This is a genomic window from Sulfitobacter sp. L-8 (genome assembly GCF_056859255.1).
Map to the genome: position 1 here is coordinate 109016 of NZ_JBSXOD010000046.1, position 17956 is coordinate 126971.

Sequence of the window (17956 nt, forward strand, 5' to 3'; positions counted from 1 at the left end):
TCTGAGGTTTTTATGCACCACCCACGCTTCAAAGCGCATATAGGGGAACCGCTTTTTAAGCTTCGTGTTAAAATAGGACATCTTGAAGGATAAAGAGTGCCTATGTTTGACCGTTTGTTTCCCCGTCGCAAGCCCGACCCGAAGCCGCTTCCACAGCCGACACCTCAGTTGGCGTTGGGTGCTTTGCTCGTGCGCGTTGCGTTGGCGGACCGGTCCTACCGTGTGGAAGAAGTCGGACAGATTGACAAAATTCTGGCGAAGACGTTCGGCCTCAAACCCCTCGAGGCCGCAAAGCTGCGCGCTACATGCGAAGCCCTTGAACGCCATGCGCCGGGGACACCCGAATACGCGGCGATCATGCGCGAAGAGGTGAGTTATGAAGATCGCAAAGCCTTGGGTGACGCGATGTGGGCGGTCGCGCTCGCGGATGGCGGTCGCGACGAAGACGAAGAAATCCAGCTTTTGGCGATTGAAACCGCGCTTGGCTTGACCGACAAAGACATGGCATCCGCACGCGAAAAGGCTTTGCGTACATTGTGACCTTGGCCTTTATCCTTGACCACTTTATACGGTAAAAATGTTTTCAGATTTCCTTAAGCGGCTGACCCAGCCTGACCCCGCCCAATTGCCCGACGCCGATGCGCGTTTGGCGTTGACTGCGTTATTGGTACGTATCGCCAAATCGGACAATGACTATGCCCCCGCCGAACGGGCTCAGATCAACCGGATCATTGGCACACGCTATGGCTTGAATGAAGCTGAAATCGCCGATTTGCGCAGTGATGCCGAGGCGCTCGAGGCCGAAGCCCCTGATACGGTTCGGTTCACGCGTGCCATCAAAGATGCCGTTCCCTACGAATCACGTCTGGATGTAATCGAGGCGTTGTGGAGCGTGGTCCTGGCGGACGGGACGCGATCTGACGAAGAAAATGCGCTTTTGCGTTTGGTCAGCAACCTTTTGGGCGTTACGGACACCGATAGCGCATTGGTACGCCAGCGGATCGACGATGAAAGATAATTCCTGCATCTGTTGAACTTACGTCGGGTCAGTTGAACATTAACCGGCCCCTTCGCAAGTTCGCGATTGCAAATGACCCCGAAAATCACCTTTACTCGGGTCTTACAGCGCGACAAGGCAGAACAGTGACACAGCAGCCACCTGTAATTGAAATAAGAAACCTTCATAAGGCATATGGGCCACTCGAAGTTCTTAAAGGCGTCTCGGTGACTGCCCCCAAGGGGCACGTGATTTCACTGATCGGATCGTCGGGCTCCGGCAAATCCACCTTGCTGCGGTGTTGCAACCTGCTGGAAGATAGCCAACAGGGGGAGCTTTTGTTCAACGGTGAACCCGTTGCCTGGAAAGGTCGCGACCACCACCGCCGCCCTGCAGATGCCAAGCAAGTGCTGCGTATTCGCACCAATCTGTCGATGGTATTCCAGCAGTTCAATCTATGGGCGCACATGACCATCTTGCAAAACGTCATGGAAGCCCCGCTGACCGTATTGCGCCGCGACCGCGACGAAGTTGAACGCGCAGCGCAAGGGTATCTGGACAAGGTGGGTATCGGCGACAAGTCCGATGCGTACCCTGCTCAGCTTTCGGGGGGGCAGCAACAGCGGGCTGCTATTGCGCGCGGGCTGTGTATGGAACCCGAAGCGCTGCTATTTGACGAACCGACGTCGGCTCTGGACCCCGAGCTGGAGCAAGAGGTTGTCAAGGTAATCAAGGACCTGGCCGCAGAGGGCCGCACGATGATGATCGTGACCCACGACATGAAGCTGGCGGCCGATGTGTCAGATCACGTCGTATTTCTGCACCAAGGCCTGATCGAGGAAGAAGGGACGCCGGACGAAGTGTTCGGCGCACCTAAATCAGAACGTCTGCGTGGCTTTCTTTCTGCTACACACGCCGCGTAGAAATAACAATTTGGGAGATTTAAACATGAAAAAACTACTATTGGCGACAGCCGCACTTGCACTGAGCACCGGCTTTGCGATGGCCGATGCGCATGGTAAAACCATCCGTATGGGAACCGAAGGTGCCTATCCTCCCTATAACTTTCTGAACGATGCCGGTGAAGTGGACGGGTTCGAGCGCGAAGTCGGTGACGAGCTTTGCGCCCGTGCGGAACTGACCTGCGAATGGGTTACGAACGAATGGGACAGCATCATCCCCAACCTTACATCCGGCAACTATGACACCATCATCGCGGGTATGAGCATCACCGATGAGCGTGAAAAAGTAATTGATTTCACCCAAAACTATTTCCCGCCTGCGGCCTCTGCCTATGTCGCGAAATCTGCTGATGCCGACATCAAAGGCGGCGTCGTTTCCGCCCAGACAAGCACAATCCAGGCGGGCTATGTTGCGGAATCCGGCGCGACCTTGCTCGAATTCGCAACCTACGATGAAACCGTTTCAGCCGTGAACAATGGCGAAGCCGACGCGGTGTTTGCCGACAAAGACGCGCTGGCCCCCACCGTCGAAGAATCGGGCAGCGCTTTGGTTTTCGTCGGGGATGACGTTCCATTGGGCGGTAGTATCGGCCTGGGACTGCGTGAAAGCGACACTGAGCTGAAGGCAAAGTTTGATGCCGCTATTCAATCCATGAAGGATGATGGCAGCCTGAACGAGCTTATCCGCAAGTGGTTCGGCGACGACGCCAAAACATTCTGAACTGATTGGGGGCGGCCAATATGCCGCCCCATATCCACTGACGTCTTTCCAGCGGGTGCCTTATCAGAGGCGCGACCAATCCGGGACATTTCACCATTTTTGTCTGCACTGACCCCGAAACACTTTCTGGCCTGTCCTGGTTGTCCTGCTACCTGACGACAGGCAAGCACATGGCGTTCTACGGCGCATTCGGCACGGTTTTGTTGCTGCTTGCAATCACGGCTCCCGCGGCGCTGGTCTTTGGCTTTGGCGGTGCCATGGCAGCGCGGTCACCGTTCAAGCCCCTGTCTTGGATCGGCCGCAGTTACATCGCCATTGTACGCGGCGTGCCCGATATTGCATTTTTCCTGTTCTTTGTCATCGCGCTGGACCAAGCGCTGGAATACCTGCGGCACAAGGTTAAGTGCCCCGATTGGGATCAACCAATTCGACAAGGTAGCGATTTCATCGTCTGTCAGGCTGCGAAGATGCCCTTGGGAAGCTCGCCGCAATGGGTACACGAGGTCTATGGGTTTTCACTGGCGGTGCTGACCTTTGCCATCGTGTTCGGCGCATTTGCCGCCAATGTGCTTTTCGGTGCCATGCGAGCCGTACCCCACGCCCAGCTTGAAACCGCCGAAGCCTATGGCATGTCACCCCGCCAGACGTTCTGGCGTATTCTCGTACCGCAAATGTGGGTCTATGCCCTGCCCGGCCTAGGGAACTTGTGGATGGTTTTGATCAAAGCCACGCCATTGCTGTTTTTACTTGGCGTCGAAGATATTGTCTATTGGGCCCGCGAACTGGGTGGAGCCAAGACGCCGCGCTTTACTGATTATCCCCACCCGGACTGGCGCATGTGGTATTTCTTGGCGCTGTTGGTCTTCTACCTGTGCTTTACCCGGCTGTCCGAAATCGTTCTCGACCGGCTGATGCGGCGATTGACCCATGGTCAAGCTACGGCTGGCGGTGAAAACCAGCGAAAGGCGATGACATGAGCTGCTGGGACACGATACAGTCCTACGGGCTGAGATCGCTGGGGGTCGGCGAAAGGCTGCTACCGCGCAGTGATTTTACCTTGTGTGATCAGTTCACGCTGATCGGATCAGGTATGATCTGGAATATCTACTTCGGATTTTTCGCCCTGATTTCCGGATTTGTCTTTGCCACAGCGCTTGGGTTTGCCAAGGCGCAGCCCAATCCCCTGGTGCGCAAACCTGCCGAATGGTTCATCTTTGTATTCCGGGGCTCGCCGCTTTTCATCCAGTTCTTCTTTGGCTATTTCCTGTTTCTCAGCCTCAAATCCGTTCACCCGTTCTTCGACATGTTTACCTCGGCGTGGCTGGGGGCGTTGATTGTATTGTTCTTCAATACTTCAGCCTACTCTGCCGAAATTTTCTACGGGGCGTTGCAGTCCATCCCCAAGGGCGACACCGAGGCCGCGGACGCATACGGCATAGCGGGGTGGCCACGCTTCAGACGGATCGTCTGGCCGACTATGCTACGGCTTGCGTGGCCCGCCTATACCAACGAGGCCATATTTCTGTTTCACGCAACGACGTTGGTGTTCTTTACCGGGTTCCCCGCGTGGCAACAGCGCGGCGATGCCTTGTATTATGCAAGTTACTTTGCCGATAAAACATTCAACCCGTTTGTCCCTTATCCAATTCTGGCGGGTTATTTCATCCTTCTTACCCTGGTCATCATCGGTATTTTCGGCGTCATAAACCGACGTCTGAACCGACACCTGCCACAGAACGCGGTTCAGAAAATTCGCTTGCGTCCTAATCTGATACGGTAGTATTGATTTTTTGATCAAATTTTTTGGCGCGTGGGCGCCGACCCGGGTTTTCGCGTCTTCAGAACTCCGTTTTCATGCCCGCCGCTTACAAGGTGTGTTATGAAGAACTGGCTCCGCAAACATCCACAGGTCCGTACAATTCGCGTGGCCGCCGCCGACTTGAATGGACAGGCACGCGGCAAACGCATTCCCTCGCGCTTTGCCGATAAAGTGGTCGAAGATGGTACACGTTTTCCAATGTCGGTGCTGAACCTCGATATCTGGGGCGAAGACATCGACGATAGTCCGCTGGTGTTTGAATCCGGTGATGCCGATGGGATCTTACGCCCTACTGAGCGCGGCTTTCTGCCGATGCCCTGGCTGGATGCGCCGTCCGCGTTGCTTCCGATCTGGATGTTTCACGAAGACGGACGCCCCTATGGCGGTGACCCGCGCCATGCCCTGCGTGCGGTGCTGGACCGATACAAGGAACACGGCCTCACCCCTGTGTGCGCAGTCGAGCTCGAGTTTTTCCTGATCGACGATTCTGGCCGCAAGCTTCAGGTGCCACTGTCACCGCGTTCGGGAAAGCGACGCAAGGCCGCCGAGACTTTGTCAATTCGGGCGCTGGATCAGTTCGACGAATTCTTTACCGATCTTTATGATGCCTGCGAGGAAATGGACATCCCCGCTGACACGGCAATTTCCGAGGCGGGCTTGGGCCAGTTCGAGATCAACCTGATGCATTGCGACGATGCGCTTCGCGCCGCCGATGATGCCTGGCTGTTCAAGATGCTGGTCAAGGGGCTGGCGCGTCGCCACGGCTTTGCCGCAAGCTTCATGGCCAAACCGTATGGAGATTATCCCGGATCGGGGCTTCACACACACTTTTCCGTGCTGGACAAGACAGGGGAAAATGTCTTTGACAACGGCGGCCCGGAAGGCACGGCATTGATGCGCCACGCCGTTGCGGGGTGTATGAACGCAATGGCTGGCAGCGCGTTGGTGTTCGCACCCCATGCCAACAGCTTTGACCGGATGGTACCCGGGGCCCATGCACCCACAGGTATTTCTTGGGCTTACGAAAACCGGACGTCCTCCATCCGCATTCCGTCAGGCAGCCACAAGGCGCGACGGATCGAACACCGCGTATCCGGCGGGGATGTGAACCCCTATCTGATGCTGGCGGCGGTTCTGGGGGCCGCGATGAATGGGATAGAGGACGGCACCGAGCCGCCCGCACCGATCACCGGGAATGCCTATACCGCCGGTCTGCCCCAGATACCCGGCGACTGGAAATCCGCCATTGATGCGTTTGAAGCGTCCCCGGAAGTTGCACGGATATTCGCGCCGGAAATGATACGTAATTTCATCCTGACCAAACGCCAGGAACTGCATTATATGCAGGAGCTGACTCCGCAAGAGCAGGTCGAAATCTATCTTGATACCGTTTGAAAAGGTGAACCCATGAAAATCGGCATTCTTCAAACCGGCCATTCGCCTGACAACATGAAAGAGGCAATGGGTGACTATGGCCAGATGTTCGAAAAGCTTTTGGATAACCGTGGTTTCACGTTCCAGATATGGTCCGTCGTGGACAACGAATTCCCGGCGTCCGCGATGGATGCCGACGGGTGGCTGATCACCGGATCCAAGTTCGGCGCGTATGAAGATCACGACTGGATCGCACCATTGGAAGAGTTGATCCGCGCCATTCGCGAGACTGGCAAGCCCTTGGTCGGCGTTTGCTTTGGTCATCAGATCATCGCCCAGGCGCTTGGCGGGACGGTAGAGAAATTTGCCGGTGGCTGGGCCGTCGGGCGCACCGAATATACCATCGAGGGCAAGAAGCTGGCGTTGAACGCCTGGCACCAGGATCAAGTTACCGCTTTGCCCGCCGATGCCAAGGTCGTAGGGTCGTCAGAGTTTTGTGCGAACGCGGCCTTGCTCTATGATGATAACATCTGGACCATCCAGCCACACCCCGAGTTTGGGCATGACTTTATTGACGGGTTGATCCGGACGCGCGGCCGCGGGGTGGTACCTGATCGTCAGCTTGACGCCGCCGCCGCGCTTTTGGATGCGCCAACCGACAATGCCAAAATCGCGGATCATATCGCTGACTTTTTCAAAAAAGAGAGATCATAATGTCCGACTGGCTTGACAAGTTACCTGCGGCCGCACGCGAATATCTGGACGACAAAAGGTTGGACGAGGTCGAATGTATTATTCCGGACTTGCCCGGTATCGCTCGTGGCAAGGCGGTACCTGCGACAAAGTTTGCCCGGCAAGAGTATTTCCATTTGCCCGACAGCATTTTCTACCAGACCATCACTGGCGAATGGGGCGAAGCCGCTGGCGCTGACGGGTTTATCGAAAAGGATATGATCCTGCGCCCTGACATGTCGACAGCGACAGCCGCACCCTGGACTGCCGACTGGACCTTGCAGATTATTCATGACGCCTATGACCGTGACGGCAATGCGGTGGAGTATTCCCCGCGCAATGTATTAAAGCGCGTGGTCGAACTTTACCGTGCTCAGGGGTGGGAACCAGTCGTCGCGCCCGAGATGGAGTTCTTTCTGGTTGCCCGCAATCTGGACCCTGCGCATGAAATCAAGCCGATGATGGGCCGATCAGGGCGCCCTGCTGCGGCGCGGCAAGCCTATTCAATGACCGCGGTGGATGAATTCGGCCCGGTGATCGACGACATTTATGATTTTGCCGAGGCCCAGGGGTTTGAGATTGACGGCATTACTCAAGAGGGCGGAGCCGGACAGCTTGAGATCAACCTGATCCATGGCGATCCGGTTCGCCTCGCTGACGAGGTCTTTTACTTCAAACGCCTCATACGCGAAGCAGCGCTGCGCCATGATTGCTATGCAACCTTCATGGCCAAACCAATCGCGAACGAGCCTGGCAGCGCGATGCATATTCATCATTCGGTGCTGGATGCGGAAACCGGCGAAAACATGTTTTCGGACGCACAGGGTGATGAAACCGATACGTTCTATCACTTTATCGCCGGCATGCAGAACCACATGCCTGACGCACTGGCGGTGATTGCACCCTATGTGAACAGCTATCGCCGGTATGTGAAGGATCACGCCGCTCCTATTAACCTTGAATGGGGCCGCGACAACCGTACCACCGGGATACGTATCCCGTTGTCCAAGCCATCATCGCGCCGTGTGGAAAACCGGCTGGCCGGGATGGATTGCAACCCTTACCTTGGTATCGCTGCATCACTTGCATGCGGATATCTGGGGTTGATGGAAAAGAAACAACCAAAACCCGAGTTCAAGGGCGACGCCTACCATGGCGATGGAGATATCCCCCAGGTCCTTGGGTCGGCACTGGATCTATTCGAAGATGCGGTCGGCCTGCATGAAGTATTGGGCCCAGAGTTCGCCCGTGTATATGCAATCGTCAAACGCGCCGAGTATGAAGAATTTCTTCACGTTATCTCACCTTGGGAACGCGAGTTTCTTTTGATGAACGTCTGAGCGCGCTGGAAGCGATGGATGCCTCCGGCGGGGATTTTCAACCATTTGGAAATAGAGGAAGCGGCCTGCATCGATGAATCTCCTATACGCTAATGACGAAAAAGGCACCTACCCCAAGAGCTGGTACGCGGCGACCCGTGTGCCAAGCGTCGGCTTTGCGCCGCTGCAGGAGCGTATCACCGCCGATGTGTGTGTGGTGGGTGCCGGATACACCGGACTTTCTGCGGCGCTGCATCTGGCCCAGGCTGGCCGGCGCGTTGTGTTGCTGGAGGCACAGCGGGTAGGTTTCGGCGCTTCGGGGCGGAACGGCGGCCAGTTGGGTAGCGGTCAGCGCGTTGATCAACAAGCACTTGAGAAGATGCTAGGGATCGATACGGCCCGCCGGTTGTGGGAGCTTGGTGAGGACGCCAAGGCATTGGTCAAAGAGCTGATTGTTCAGCATGATATCGAATGTTATTTGAAACCCGGGGTTGCCTGGGCCGCATCCCGCAACGCTGACGTGCAACACCTTCACCGCTATGCCGGGTTCTTGAATGATCGTTATGGCTATGACCGGATGGAAACCCTTAGTCGCGAAGGTTTGCACGAGATCTGCCCATCGCCGGACTACAGCGGGGGAATTCTGGATATGGATGCCGCCCATCTGCATCCGCTGAACCTGGCGCTTGGGCTTACGCAGGCAGCAAAAGCCGCAGGTGCACGTATCTTTGAACAAAGTGCGGTTCGAGCCATCCATGAAGGTGCCAGGGTCACCGTACAGACGGAAGCCGGGCGTGTAGCCGCTGATCATGTCGTGCTGGCGTGTAACGGGTATCTTGGTAATCTGAACCGTCAGGTTGCAGCTCGTGTCATGCCGATCAATAATTTCATTGTGGCCACCGAACCGCTTGGCGGCAGGGTTGACGACGTATTGCGCCGCGACGTCGCGGTGGCGGATAGCCGGTTCGTCGTCAATTACTTTCGTCTTAGCCATGACGGCAGGTTGCTTTTTGGCGGAGGGGAGAGCTATGGCTATCGCTTCCCCACAGATATCGCCGCGAAGGTAAGACGACCAATGACTGAGATATTTCCGTCCCTTAAAGATGTCGCCATTGACTATGCGTGGGGTGGAACCTTGGCGATTACCATGAAACGCATGCCTTATGTATCACGCGTGGCCCCAAATATCTTGTCTGCGTCGGGGTATTCAGGTCACGGAGTAGGTACGGCGGTACATGCGGGCCAATTGATGGCGCGTGCGATCCAGGGCGATTCAGATGGCTTTAATACGATGAGCGTCATTCCTGCTCTGCCTTTTCCGGGTGGCACCTCATTGCGCCCTCCTTTACTGGCGCTGGCGATGACGTGGTATAGCCTCCGCGACAGACTAGGTATTTAGTCACAATATATTCACATCGCTGAACGTCGAAAATGCTTGGTGTGGATGCGCGCTTGTTTTACATTTCCGGAAACTACTATTCAGGATTTTGAAATATGTCCCTGCCAGACCTGCAAAGAGCCGAACCTATTCCGGACAGCGCGCGTATCGAAATCGAACGGCTTTTACAAAGCGGTGATCTGTTTCGATACACCGCTTCTAAGGACGCACCTGTTTCATTGCTGGAGGCAGAATTTGCGCGGATGATGGGCAGCACCTATGCGCTTGCGGTCTCGTCATGTTCGGCAGCACTTTTCCTGTCGCTGCTGGCACTTGATTTACCGCGCGACGCCAAGGTGATGATCCCAGGGTTTACATTTGCGGCGGTACCATCGGCCGTCGTGCATGCCAATTGCATCCCCATACTCTGTGAAGTCGGCGACGATTACCGGATCGATCTGGCTGATTTCTCAGCAAAGCTTCCTTCGGTGGACGCAGTTATCATCAGCCATATGCGCGGTCACACGTCGGACATGGATGCTATCATGACCCTGTGCAATGCCGCCAGCATTCCGGTGATCGAAGACGCCGCTCATTCGTTGGGTACCCTGTGGCATGACAGAAAGATCGGGACCATTGGCCAGATCGGCTGCTTCTCGTTCCAGTCCTATAAGATGATCAATGCAGGCGAAGGCGGCATATTGATCACTGACGACGAGAACCTCGTTGCCCGCGCGATCATCATGTCCGGAGCCTACGAACACAATTGGAAGAAACATCCCGGCGTTTCCCAGGCGTGCACGAAGTGGCAAAACAAGCTGCCTCTTTACAATCTGCGGATGAATAACCTTTCGGCGGCGCTGGCACGCTCACAACTGCCCGAGCTGCCCCGCCGCATCGCAGACGGCTTGCGCAACCATGATCTCGTCGCGGCCCGTCTCGAGACTTGCCCATACATCGTGGTACCCCCGGCCTTGGCACCTGAAACCCGGGCGCCGGATTCCATTCAGTTCAACCTTGTCAATCTCGATGACAAATCGATTACGGCTTTTGCTGACGCCTGCGCTGCCGCAGGTGTCAAGGTTCAGGTGTTTGGCCTAAGCGCCGACAATGCCCGCGCATTTTGGAATTGGGAATTTATCGAGCCTCGGCAGGATCTGCCCAAAACCCGCAAGATGCTAATGTCTGCGTGCGACCTGCGGCTCCCCGTGCAGCTTCAACCAGATGACCTGGAGGCGGTCACCGACGTTGTATTGGGTGCCCTGAATTCGGTCATCAAAGCAGTTGCAGCGTGATATTCGCGTTTCATTTTGCCAGATAAACTCCCGCCGGAGGCACCGACATTACCCACCGACACCACATCGCATCTGGGTCGCTCCGCCTGGCCCCAACTGTCATAACGCGGGCGGCTCGGAGCCGCCCCAAAAGCTATTTCAGCTTTGACAGCTTCTCTTGCAGCTCTGCCAGTTGTTTTTTGATGGTCTCCAGATCTTCACCCTGACCAGCTTTGGCGGGTGGCTCTTTTTCGGACCCGGGAACGCTGGGCCAAGCCGTAGGAATCTTTCCGGTCATGGCTTTCATGAATGCTTCCTGCTGAGCCTGCATGACCTTGAAACCCGGCATCTTTGCCATCGGGTTAATCGTGTTCATGTTTTCCAGAACCCGTGACTGGCCATCGCGCAGCATATCAAAGGATGCCTTGAGAAATTGCGGCACCACGCTGGCCCCCGGTGACATATAGCTGCGCACCAGATCGTTCAAAACGTCCACCGGAAGCACCGATTCACCGCGGCTTTCGTGCTCTGCGATAATCTGCAAGAGATACTGCCGGGTCAGGTCATCCCCGGATTTCAGATCGACGATCTGCACTTCGCGCCCATCACGGATGAAGCCGGATATGTCGTCGAGCGTTACATAGTCGCTTGTTTCGGTGTTATAAAGTCTGCGGCTGGCATAGCGTTTGATGAGCAGTGGCTTGACAGTGTCGGTCACGGCGGATCCTTTTCAAAATGCGTGCTGCACCGCAGCTTAGGACAGCCGAAAAGAAAAAGATAGATGCCACAAAAAAAGGCAGGCTCAAAAAGCCTGCCTTTGAAACTCGTCAACCATTGATTATCGATTAACGGCTTACTTGGTTGTCGCTTTTTTAGATGCTGCTGTCGCGTCAGCTGTGGCTTTCTTGACCGCGGCTGTAGCTTCTTCCGACATATCTTTGCCGGCCGCCATCATCAGCTCAACTGTGTCCATTTGAACCTTTTTGGCGATCTCTGCGAAAGCTGCCATGTGCTCGGCGGCTACTTCGGCAGAAGCAGAAGTAAACTCGGTCATGGCTTTTGCATAGTCGGCAGGCTCTTGCTTTACCTTCGACATGTCAGACAGCTTTGCCAGCGTGTCTTTTGTCCACTTGTTGGAGATTTCCGCGGATTTTTCAGCGGCTGTCAGCGCAACGCCGGACAGTTTCTCGTTCAGTGTAGCAGTGGTTTTGAACGCATCGCTCATGGCGGATGTATCGATTGGGAAGGCTCCCATAACGTCTTTCATCATGGCGGCGATATCTGGTGTCTTTGTCATGGTAAACTCTCTTTCTGGGCTAAGCGGCGTTTACCGCTTCGTTATGACTGAGCCGTATATACATGCTGCACTGCGGCATTGCAAGTTTTTTTCTGCAATGCAGCATTTGAGTTTGTCCACTAATTTACCACAATTAGATCAGCCCCTTGCCTTCCTGGTCACATAAGTTCCTGGAGCGTCGCCCAAAATTTCTTGGCCGTTGTCACCGGGGTTACGCGCTTGGATCTGCTTTTTGGATCGATTCGCCAGCCAGTCTCCCCATCTCGGCCACCATGATCCCTTGTGAAACGTCGCGCCTTGCAACCATGCTTCGTGGTCAAGCCCGGTGGCGGCGTTGGTGTAATGCCCATACTTGCCTTTGCTGGGTGGATTGACGATCCCGGCGATGTGGCCTGATTGGGTCATGATAAAGGTCTTGTCCTTACTCCCCATCATCTGAACGCCGCGATAACTGTCTTTCCAGGGTGCAATATGATCGGTTTCGCAACCAACCGCGCATAGCGGCACATCGATATCGCTCAGTTCCAGATGGTGGCCCAACAAATCAAAGCCTCCATCGGCCAGCTTGTTCTGCTGACAAAGCCCGCGAAGATATTCCATCGCCATGCGTTCGGGCAGATTTGCGCCGTCGCCGTTCCAATACAGCAGGTCAAAAGCTGGGGGGGTGTCGCCCATCATATAGCTCTTGATCGCAGGCCCATAGACCAGATCATTCGACCGCAAGAAAGAGAATGTCCGCGCCATGATAATCGAAGGCAGAATACCTTTGTCTTTGGTTTCGGCTTCTATTCCGTCAATAAAGTCATCGGTCAGGAACGGTTGGAATTCGCCTTGATCCGAAAAATCTGTAAGCGCCGTGAAAAAGGTCGCAGACTTTACCGATGTATCACCGCGCTGCTTCATCAATGAAAGCGTGAGCGCCAGTGTGGTCCCTGCGATACAGTAGCCCACTGCGTTAACCTGATCCTCGCCGGTGATTTTCTTGACCTCATCAATAGCGGTCATGAATCCGTCCTGGATGTAGTCCCCCATACCGGTGTCGCGATAGGATCGGTCGGGGTTGATCCACGACACCATGAACAGGGTATGGCCCTGATCGACGATCCACTTCACCAGACTGTTCTGCTCTTTCAAATCCAGGATGTAAAACTTGTTGATCCAGGGTGGAAATATCACCACGGGTGTCGCGTGCACTGTCTCGGTGCTGGGGCTGTACTGGATAAGCTCGAACATCCGGTTGCGAAACACCACCTTGCCCGGCGACGTTGCAATGTTGCGGCCAAGCTCAAAAGCGTTTTCATCGGCCAAGCGGACGACCAGCTCTCCGTTGTTGGCCTCAAGATCCGAGATCAGGTTTTCCAGGCCTTTGATAAGGCTTTCGCCTTCGGTCTGCACAGCGCGTTCCAAGGCATCGGGGTTGGTCGCCAGAAAATTCGTGGGGCTCATCATGTCGATAATCTGGCGACTGAAATATTGCAGGCGTCTTTTCTCGGCGGGTTCCAGGTCGCTGGCATCATTGACAGCTTGGCTCAGGGCTTCGGCATTGATGAGGTATTGCTGTTTGACAAAATTGAAATATGGATGCGAGCTCCATAACGGGTTGGCAAATCGGGGGTCATCGGGGGTTTTATCCTCGGGGGCTTTCAGCGACCCCTTGGCTAGAGCTTGCTGCGCCTCGATGAAATGTCCCACCGATTTACTCCAAAAGGACACTTGATGCTCAATCAGTTTGGCGGGGTTTTGCATGGCTTCGGACCAATAAGACTGCGCGGCTTTTGTAAACAGCTCTTGATTCGGGGCGTCTAGGCTTGATTGATGGGTTTCCCGACCAATCAGTATCTGCGTCAATCGTGCACCTAGTGCTTCAACTTTGTTCAGGTTTTCCGTCATCCTCGCCAATGCGGCAGTATTCGTGGCTTCGGTCGTGTTTGTTGTTGTTGTCATGGTAACCGTTCCTCCCTATGTTTGCACTCGCAGCATCGCGCCGACCTGACTGGGAGGGGACCGGCGGAATGCCCAAGCACAGGGCCAACCAACAGGAGACCCCTTCATGAAGTATATGGCATCTTACGACCTAATGGAAACGATGAGAAACACCAATCAGTGGCTTGGTGCGACGGCATTGGCTATGGCTTCCTCCCCGGCTTTTGCCGCGATCCCCAATCCGGCTTTGAACTGGATGGCCGCATGGGGCGAAGTGACCGAGCGCAGCTTTTCGCGCATGGTCGTCAAACCAGATTGGAACATACCTCCGACTGTTGGTGACGATGGTGCCGATCATTCGGTGGATATCAAAAAAGTAATAGAAGGCCCTTTCGGAGACCTCATCCGGTTTGTGGTTCAGGGCCGTGAAATCCCCAAACGCAAAATCCTGTTGGTCGCACCGATGTCTGGCCACTATGCGACCCTGCTAAGATCCACGGTCATCAGCCTGATACCGGATGCCGATCTTTACATCACCGACTGGCACAACGCCCGCGACATTCCCGTCAGCGCGGGGAAGTTCGACGTTGAAGATTACACGCTGCATCTTGTCGAATACATGCGCCATCTTGGGCCTGACGTCCATGTCATTGCCGTGTGCCAGCCTGCACCGCTGACGCTGGCGGCGACTGCCTACCTTGCCGAAGAGGACCCCAAGGCTCAGCCTCGGTCGCTGACCTTGATCGGCGGGCCTATCGACCCCGAAGCCAAGGCGACCGAAGTTACCGATTTCGGCCACCGCGTGAACATGGGCCAGCTCAAGGAGATGATGATCCAGCAAGTCGGCTTCCAGCATCAGGGCGTGGGACGCAAAGTCTATCCCGGTCTGCTTCAGCTTAATTCCTTCATCTCGATGAACATGGAAACTCACGCCAAGGCTTTCCGTGATCAAATCATGCGGGTCGCGCAGGGCGAAGCGACTGATCACGATAAACACAACAAGTTCTACGACGAATATCTTGCTGTCATGGACATGCCCGCCGAATTTTATCTTTCCACGGTTGAACGTATCTTTAAAAATAACGAAGTCGGGAAAAACCAGTTCAGCGTCGGCGGCAAGCCAATCGATATCGGCAAGATCACCACTGTTGCCGTCAAAACTGTCGAGGGGACGAAAGACGATATTTCCGCGCCCGGCCAGTGTATCGCGGCGCTGGCCCTATGCACCGGCTTGCCGGAAGACAAAAAGGCGAGCCATCTTGAAGAGGGTGCCGGTCACTATGGCATTTTCGCGGGGAAAAGCTGGCGCGACAACATCCGCCCTCTGGTTCTCAAGTTCATCGATGCAAACCAGGCACCGCAGACAAAAGCAGTCGTAGAAAAACCTGCCAGCGCCAAAGCCGCGCCGGCTGCATCTGCCAGCGCCAAAGACGCGCCGGTTGCACCTGCCAGCGCCAAAGACGCGCCGTCAAAGTCGGCGGCGAGTCCAGCGCCTGCTTCGGTACCCGGTGCAGCCAAGGCGACATCACCCAAGACTGCTGAAGCCAAGGGGCCTTCCACGCCAGCACCCGAAGCCAAGACTCCGCCGACCAAATCGACGCCAGTCTAATCTATCACCCGCCCATAATCGCCCCTGACCGGGTGTTTGGGCGGGTCTTGCCATTTTCAGCGAAGCGCAGACGGTATCTTCATCCAACTTCTCAAAGCGACGGTTGACGCTTGAGGTTGCTCCAGGGTGGGAAGCAGACCGGCACCGGCGATGACGCTCAGGGTCGCGTTGGGAATGAGTTCCGCCATGGAAACTGTGACGTTTGATCCTGTTCAGCTTTTCGACATCGCCGCACATCACCAAAGCGGGGACTTTGCACTTGCGCAATACCGGTTGCTGATCACGCCCGCGCTGCAAGGCACGCGCCTGGCGCACGTACACCTCGGGGCCGAGCGTTTCGGCCATATCCATCGCAATGTCGATAATCGCATTGCGGTTGGGCCCCGGTGCCAAAAAGCCCGGTTGGATTTCGTGGTTCATGACATCCGCCATCCGACCGGATTTCGCCTTGACGATCAACAGTTCCCGCGCCGCCGCGACCTGAGGCGTTTCGGCTATCGGGTTGGTGTCGATCAACGCAATCCGCGTGATGCGATCCGGGGCACGGCGCATGACCTCCAAGGCGATAATGCCGCCTAGCCCAAGACCCGCCAAAGCAAAGCGTTTAGGCAGTTGATCCAACAACCCCGAGGCAATCTCCTCGACCCTTTCACCCAAGGTGACTGGGGCAACGGTAACGGAAAGCGTCGATGACAGAGCGGCGATTTGCGGCCAAAAGACTCGTGCGTCGGACATCAGACCGGGCAAGAGAACCAAAGGTTCAGCCATAAGCGTCACACCGACTTTTCATTTCGTTCCTCGCCTGCGGATATGATGTAACACGGCCATTACGGCCGATAACATCACGGATAGGCGATCCCACGCAAGGGCGGAAAATCAGCGTAGCGTTGTTTGCGAAGGTCGGGAGGCTCTGACGGCATCGCACCGCTACGTAAAAGCATGCCCCTTGGTGTGACGTAACTGGATATCGTTCGCAGCGGACCGGGGCGCCAAACCAGATTGAATGCCGCCAGCTTGGGGAAAAACCACATCTCGGAATAGGCCAGATGGTCATGGACCCACCAGGCCAGATCGCGCCAATCGCGCCCTTGTTGGTACTGATCCGCGAACCAGGGGATGACGATGGTTGCGCCGGCGATCGCATCAGCGCCCCTGCCCCGGTCCCAAATATGGCATTCGGCCGGATTATCGTTCGCGGCACAGTTAAGCTTGTGAACGTTCCCAAAGCGATTGAGAGAGGGTGAACGGTACCCCGATCGCACCGCTATTCTGCCGAACGTTTCTTCAAGGGGGTCAAGCAGCGTCGTGCAGAAGGCACGCCCGTTCTTGATGGCCACGTCTGGCCGGTCGGGAATATTCGGGATGCCGTGAAAGGCGGATATCTCAGAAAAAAGAAAGTCACGCATGAAAAAGTGCTTCGACAGGCGCGTCCTTCCAAAGGTCTCCAGGCTCCACATGCTGGCAGGTTTTCGCATGGACACGTCCTTTGTTTCGAACCACGTCGCCTTGCGCAGTTCAAGGCTTGCCTAGGTCGCCAATGCGATCACCTGGTTCAGCGCATCCGACAACAACGACAGACATCTGTCATCAGAAAACCGATGATCAGCATCCTTGACCAGCTGCAACTGCATGTCTGGTCCTTGTGCATGTTCAAGCAGACGCACAGCGGTGGCAACGCTGACCGCAGTATCGGCTGTTCCTTGAAGAAACCGCGTGGGAAACGGCAGGGAAAGCGTGTCGCGCAGCACCAATTGCTTTCTGCCATCCTCAATCATGCGGCGCGTTATGACGTAGGGCTCCATATAGTCCGACGGCAGTTCGACCTGCCCTTCATCGACAAGCGTCCGCTTTTGGGCATCCGTGAAGCTGGCCCAATAACCGTCTTCGGTAAAGTCGGGGGCTGCGGCGATGGTGACCAATCCGGCAATAGCATCGGGCATAGCCCGCGAGAGCAGCAACGCCTGCCACCCCCCCATCGATGACCCCACCGGAATGATCGGGCCGTCAGTCAGTGCCGTAACAGCGGCTCTTGTATCTTCGGCCCAATCGCCGATGCAGCCGTCGGTGAATACCCCCGAGGATTCTCCGTGACCAGAATAGTCGAAGCGCAAAAAGGCGTGGCCTGTCCGAACAGCCCATTCTTCCAAGAAAACCGCCTTGGTTCCCAGCATGTCTGATTTCAAACCACCCAGAAAAACAACGCAGGGGCCGCGTCCCTCAACCCGGTGAAAGGCCAGTTTGCGGCCTTGTGGCGTGTCCAGATACGAGGTCGCTGTCATCCGCCCAGATACGTGCCCTTGGTTGGTCTATAGAAAATCTTTTGATTGTGCAGGCGTCCAAGCAGATCGTCGATTTTACGCAAGGAATCTTCTGTCGCATCGACAGGCAACATCGCCTGCGTGCCGTTTAGGGCATCCATGGAAAGATCGCGCTTGGTCACGTGCAGTGCTGCCTCGATCAGGTCAATATCGCTTATCGAGAGATCGAAATTGCGATTGTAGTTGGACATGATGAACCTCTCTTGGATCAAATTCATCCTTGCATCATAGAA

18 protein-coding genes and 1 pseudogene are annotated in these 17956 nt (G+C 55.6%); 12 read left to right on the top strand and 7 right to left on the bottom strand.

The window, feature by feature from the left end; translation table 11 throughout:
• The first annotated feature begins 102 nt into the window (after positions 1-102).
• The 11 genes from AC13DE_RS10040 (at position 103) to AC13DE_RS10090 (ending at position 10597) form a co-directional block, all read left to right on the top strand.
• Positions 103-540 (top strand): tellurite resistance TerB family protein, encoded by a 438-nt coding sequence (locus tag AC13DE_RS10040; protein WP_446296114.1) that lies wholly within the window; start codon positions 103-105, stop codon positions 538-540.
• A gap of 37 nt (positions 541-577) precedes the next feature.
• Positions 578-1018 carry a tellurite resistance TerB family protein gene (locus AC13DE_RS10045; RefSeq protein ID WP_446296116.1) on the top strand — a complete coding sequence of 147 codons (441 nt, stop codon included), beginning with the start codon at positions 578-580 and terminating at the stop codon, positions 1016-1018.
• Positions 1019-1143: 125 nt separating this feature from the next.
• Positions 1144-1920, top strand: a complete 777-nt coding sequence (locus tag AC13DE_RS10050; RefSeq protein ID WP_446296117.1) for an ABC transporter ATP-binding protein — start codon at positions 1144-1146, stop codon at positions 1918-1920.
• A gap of 25 nt (positions 1921-1945) precedes the next feature.
• Positions 1946-2680 (top strand): transporter substrate-binding domain-containing protein, encoded by a 735-nt coding sequence (locus AC13DE_RS10055; protein ID WP_483047732.1) that lies wholly within the window; start codon positions 1946-1948, stop codon positions 2678-2680.
• 170 nt (positions 2681-2850) lie between these two features.
• Positions 2851-3657: an ABC transporter permease gene (locus tag AC13DE_RS10060; protein WP_483047733.1), complete on the top strand. Its 807-nt coding sequence runs from the start codon at positions 2851-2853 to the stop codon at positions 3655-3657.
• Entirely contained in the window at positions 3654-4460 is an 807-nt protein-coding gene (locus AC13DE_RS10065) for an ABC transporter permease (RefSeq protein WP_483047734.1), read from the top strand. The genes AC13DE_RS10060 and AC13DE_RS10065 overlap by 4 nt, the downstream gene beginning before the upstream one ends.
• Before the next feature lie 99 nt (positions 4461-4559).
• The gene (locus AC13DE_RS10070) at positions 4560-5894 is read left to right on the top strand and encodes a glutamine synthetase family protein (RefSeq protein ID WP_483047735.1); all 1335 of its coding nucleotides are present in this window, start codon (positions 4560-4562) and stop codon (positions 5892-5894) included.
• Positions 5895-5906: 12 nt separating this feature from the next.
• Positions 5907-6587, top strand: coding sequence for a type 1 glutamine amidotransferase (locus AC13DE_RS10075; RefSeq protein WP_446296126.1), 681 nt, complete (start codon positions 5907-5909; stop codon positions 6585-6587).
• Entirely contained in the window at positions 6587-7945 is a 1359-nt protein-coding gene (locus tag AC13DE_RS10080; RefSeq protein ID WP_446296128.1) for a glutamine synthetase family protein, read from the top strand. The genes AC13DE_RS10075 and AC13DE_RS10080 overlap by 1 nt, the downstream gene beginning before the upstream one ends.
• Positions 7946-8018: 73 nt before the next feature.
• Positions 8019-9323, top strand: a complete 1305-nt coding sequence (locus AC13DE_RS10085) for an NAD(P)/FAD-dependent oxidoreductase (RefSeq protein WP_483047736.1) — start codon at positions 8019-8021, stop codon at positions 9321-9323.
• A 95-nt stretch (positions 9324-9418) separates the two neighbouring features.
• The gene (locus tag AC13DE_RS10090) at positions 9419-10597 is read left to right on the top strand and encodes a DegT/DnrJ/EryC1/StrS family aminotransferase (RefSeq protein WP_483047737.1); all 1179 of its coding nucleotides are present in this window, start codon (positions 9419-9421) and stop codon (positions 10595-10597) included.
• 133 nt (positions 10598-10730) lie between these two features.
• Here the strand turns inward: AC13DE_RS10090 and phaR are convergent, their stop codons facing one another.
• The 3 genes from phaR to AC13DE_RS10105 all read right to left on the bottom strand — a co-directional run bounded on the left by phaR (position 10731) and on the right by AC13DE_RS10105 (position 13817).
• Complete coding sequence (gene phaR, locus AC13DE_RS10095) at positions 10731-11294, bottom strand: polyhydroxyalkanoate synthesis repressor PhaR (protein WP_446296134.1); 564 nt, start codon at positions 11292-11294, stop codon at positions 10731-10733.
• Between the two features lie 135 nt (positions 11295-11429).
• Complete coding sequence (locus AC13DE_RS10100) at positions 11430-11873, bottom strand: phasin family protein (protein WP_446296135.1); 444 nt, start codon at positions 11871-11873, stop codon at positions 11430-11432.
• A gap of 138 nt (positions 11874-12011) precedes the next feature.
• Positions 12012-13817 carry a PHA/PHB synthase family protein gene (locus tag AC13DE_RS10105; RefSeq protein WP_483047738.1) on the bottom strand — a complete coding sequence of 602 codons (1806 nt, stop codon included), beginning with the start codon at positions 13815-13817 and terminating at the stop codon, positions 12012-12014.
• Positions 13818-13923: 106 nt separating this feature from the next.
• Between AC13DE_RS10105 and phaZ the strand changes: the two genes are divergently transcribed.
• Positions 13924-15405 (top strand): polyhydroxyalkanoate depolymerase, encoded by a 1482-nt coding sequence (gene phaZ, locus AC13DE_RS10110; protein WP_483047739.1) that lies wholly within the window; start codon positions 13924-13926, stop codon positions 15403-15405.
• A gap of 56 nt (positions 15406-15461) precedes the next feature.
• On the opposite strand, the pseudogene AC13DE_RS10115 reads toward phaZ, so the two are convergent.
• The 4 genes and pseudogenes from AC13DE_RS10115 to AC13DE_RS10130 form a co-directional block, all read right to left on the bottom strand.
• Positions 15462-16173: pseudogene (locus tag AC13DE_RS10115) on the bottom strand (alpha/beta fold hydrolase).
• A 74-nt stretch (positions 16174-16247) separates the two neighbouring features.
• Entirely contained in the window at positions 16248-16862 is a 615-nt protein-coding gene (locus AC13DE_RS10120) for a hypothetical protein (RefSeq protein ID WP_483047845.1), read from the bottom strand.
• 69 nt (positions 16863-16931) lie between these two features.
• Positions 16932-17684, bottom strand: coding sequence for an alpha/beta hydrolase (locus tag AC13DE_RS10125; protein WP_483047740.1), 753 nt, complete (start codon positions 17682-17684; stop codon positions 16932-16934).
• On the bottom strand, positions 17681-17914 hold the full coding sequence (locus AC13DE_RS10130) for a hypothetical protein (protein ID WP_446295078.1): 234 nt from the start codon (positions 17912-17914) through the stop codon (positions 17681-17683). The genes AC13DE_RS10125 and AC13DE_RS10130 overlap by 4 nt, the downstream gene beginning before the upstream one ends.
• Positions 17915-17956 lie beyond the last annotated feature (42 nt).

Bases quoted from the DNA above. Each gene is read 5' to 3' on its own strand.
- AC13DE_RS10100 (WP_446296135.1), bottom strand. From the start codon at position 11,873: ATGACAAAGACACCAGATATCGCCGCCATGATGAAAGACGTTATGGGA.
- AC13DE_RS10060 (WP_483047733.1), top strand. From the start codon at position 2,851: ATGGCGTTCTACGGCGCATTCGGCACGGTTTTGTTGCTGCTTGCAATC.
- AC13DE_RS10045 (WP_446296116.1), top strand. From the start codon at position 578: ATGTTTTCAGATTTCCTTAAGCGGCTGACCCAGCCTGACCCCGCCCAA.
- AC13DE_RS10040 (WP_446296114.1), top strand. From the start codon at position 103: ATGTTTGACCGTTTGTTTCCCCGTCGCAAGCCCGACCCGAAGCCGCTT.
- AC13DE_RS10120 (WP_483047845.1), bottom strand. From the start codon at position 16,862: ATGTGGAGCCTGGAGACCTTTGGAAGGACGCGCCTGTCGAAGCACTTT.
- AC13DE_RS10125 (WP_483047740.1), bottom strand. From the start codon at position 17,684: ATGACAGCGACCTCGTATCTGGACACGCCACAAGGCCGCAAACTGGCC.
- AC13DE_RS10085 (WP_483047736.1), top strand. From the start codon at position 8,019: ATGAATCTCCTATACGCTAATGACGAAAAAGGCACCTACCCCAAGAGC.
- phaZ (WP_483047739.1), top strand. From the start codon at position 13,924: ATGAAGTATATGGCATCTTACGACCTAATGGAAACGATGAGAAACACC.
- AC13DE_RS10065 (WP_483047734.1), top strand. From the start codon at position 3,654: ATGAGCTGCTGGGACACGATACAGTCCTACGGGCTGAGATCGCTGGGG.
- AC13DE_RS10075 (WP_446296126.1), top strand. From the start codon at position 5,907: ATGAAAATCGGCATTCTTCAAACCGGCCATTCGCCTGACAACATGAAA.
- AC13DE_RS10105 (WP_483047738.1), bottom strand. From the start codon at position 13,817: ATGACAACAACAACAAACACGACCGAAGCCACGAATACTGCCGCATTG.
- AC13DE_RS10055 (WP_483047732.1), top strand. From the start codon at position 1,946: ATGAAAAAACTACTATTGGCGACAGCCGCACTTGCACTGAGCACCGGC.
- AC13DE_RS10130 (WP_446295078.1), bottom strand. From the start codon at position 17,914: ATGTCCAACTACAATCGCAATTTCGATCTCTCGATAAGCGATATTGAC.
- AC13DE_RS10090 (WP_483047737.1), top strand. From the start codon at position 9,419: ATGTCCCTGCCAGACCTGCAAAGAGCCGAACCTATTCCGGACAGCGCG.
- AC13DE_RS10080 (WP_446296128.1), top strand. From the start codon at position 6,587: ATGTCCGACTGGCTTGACAAGTTACCTGCGGCCGCACGCGAATATCTG.
- AC13DE_RS10070 (WP_483047735.1), top strand. From the start codon at position 4,560: ATGAAGAACTGGCTCCGCAAACATCCACAGGTCCGTACAATTCGCGTG.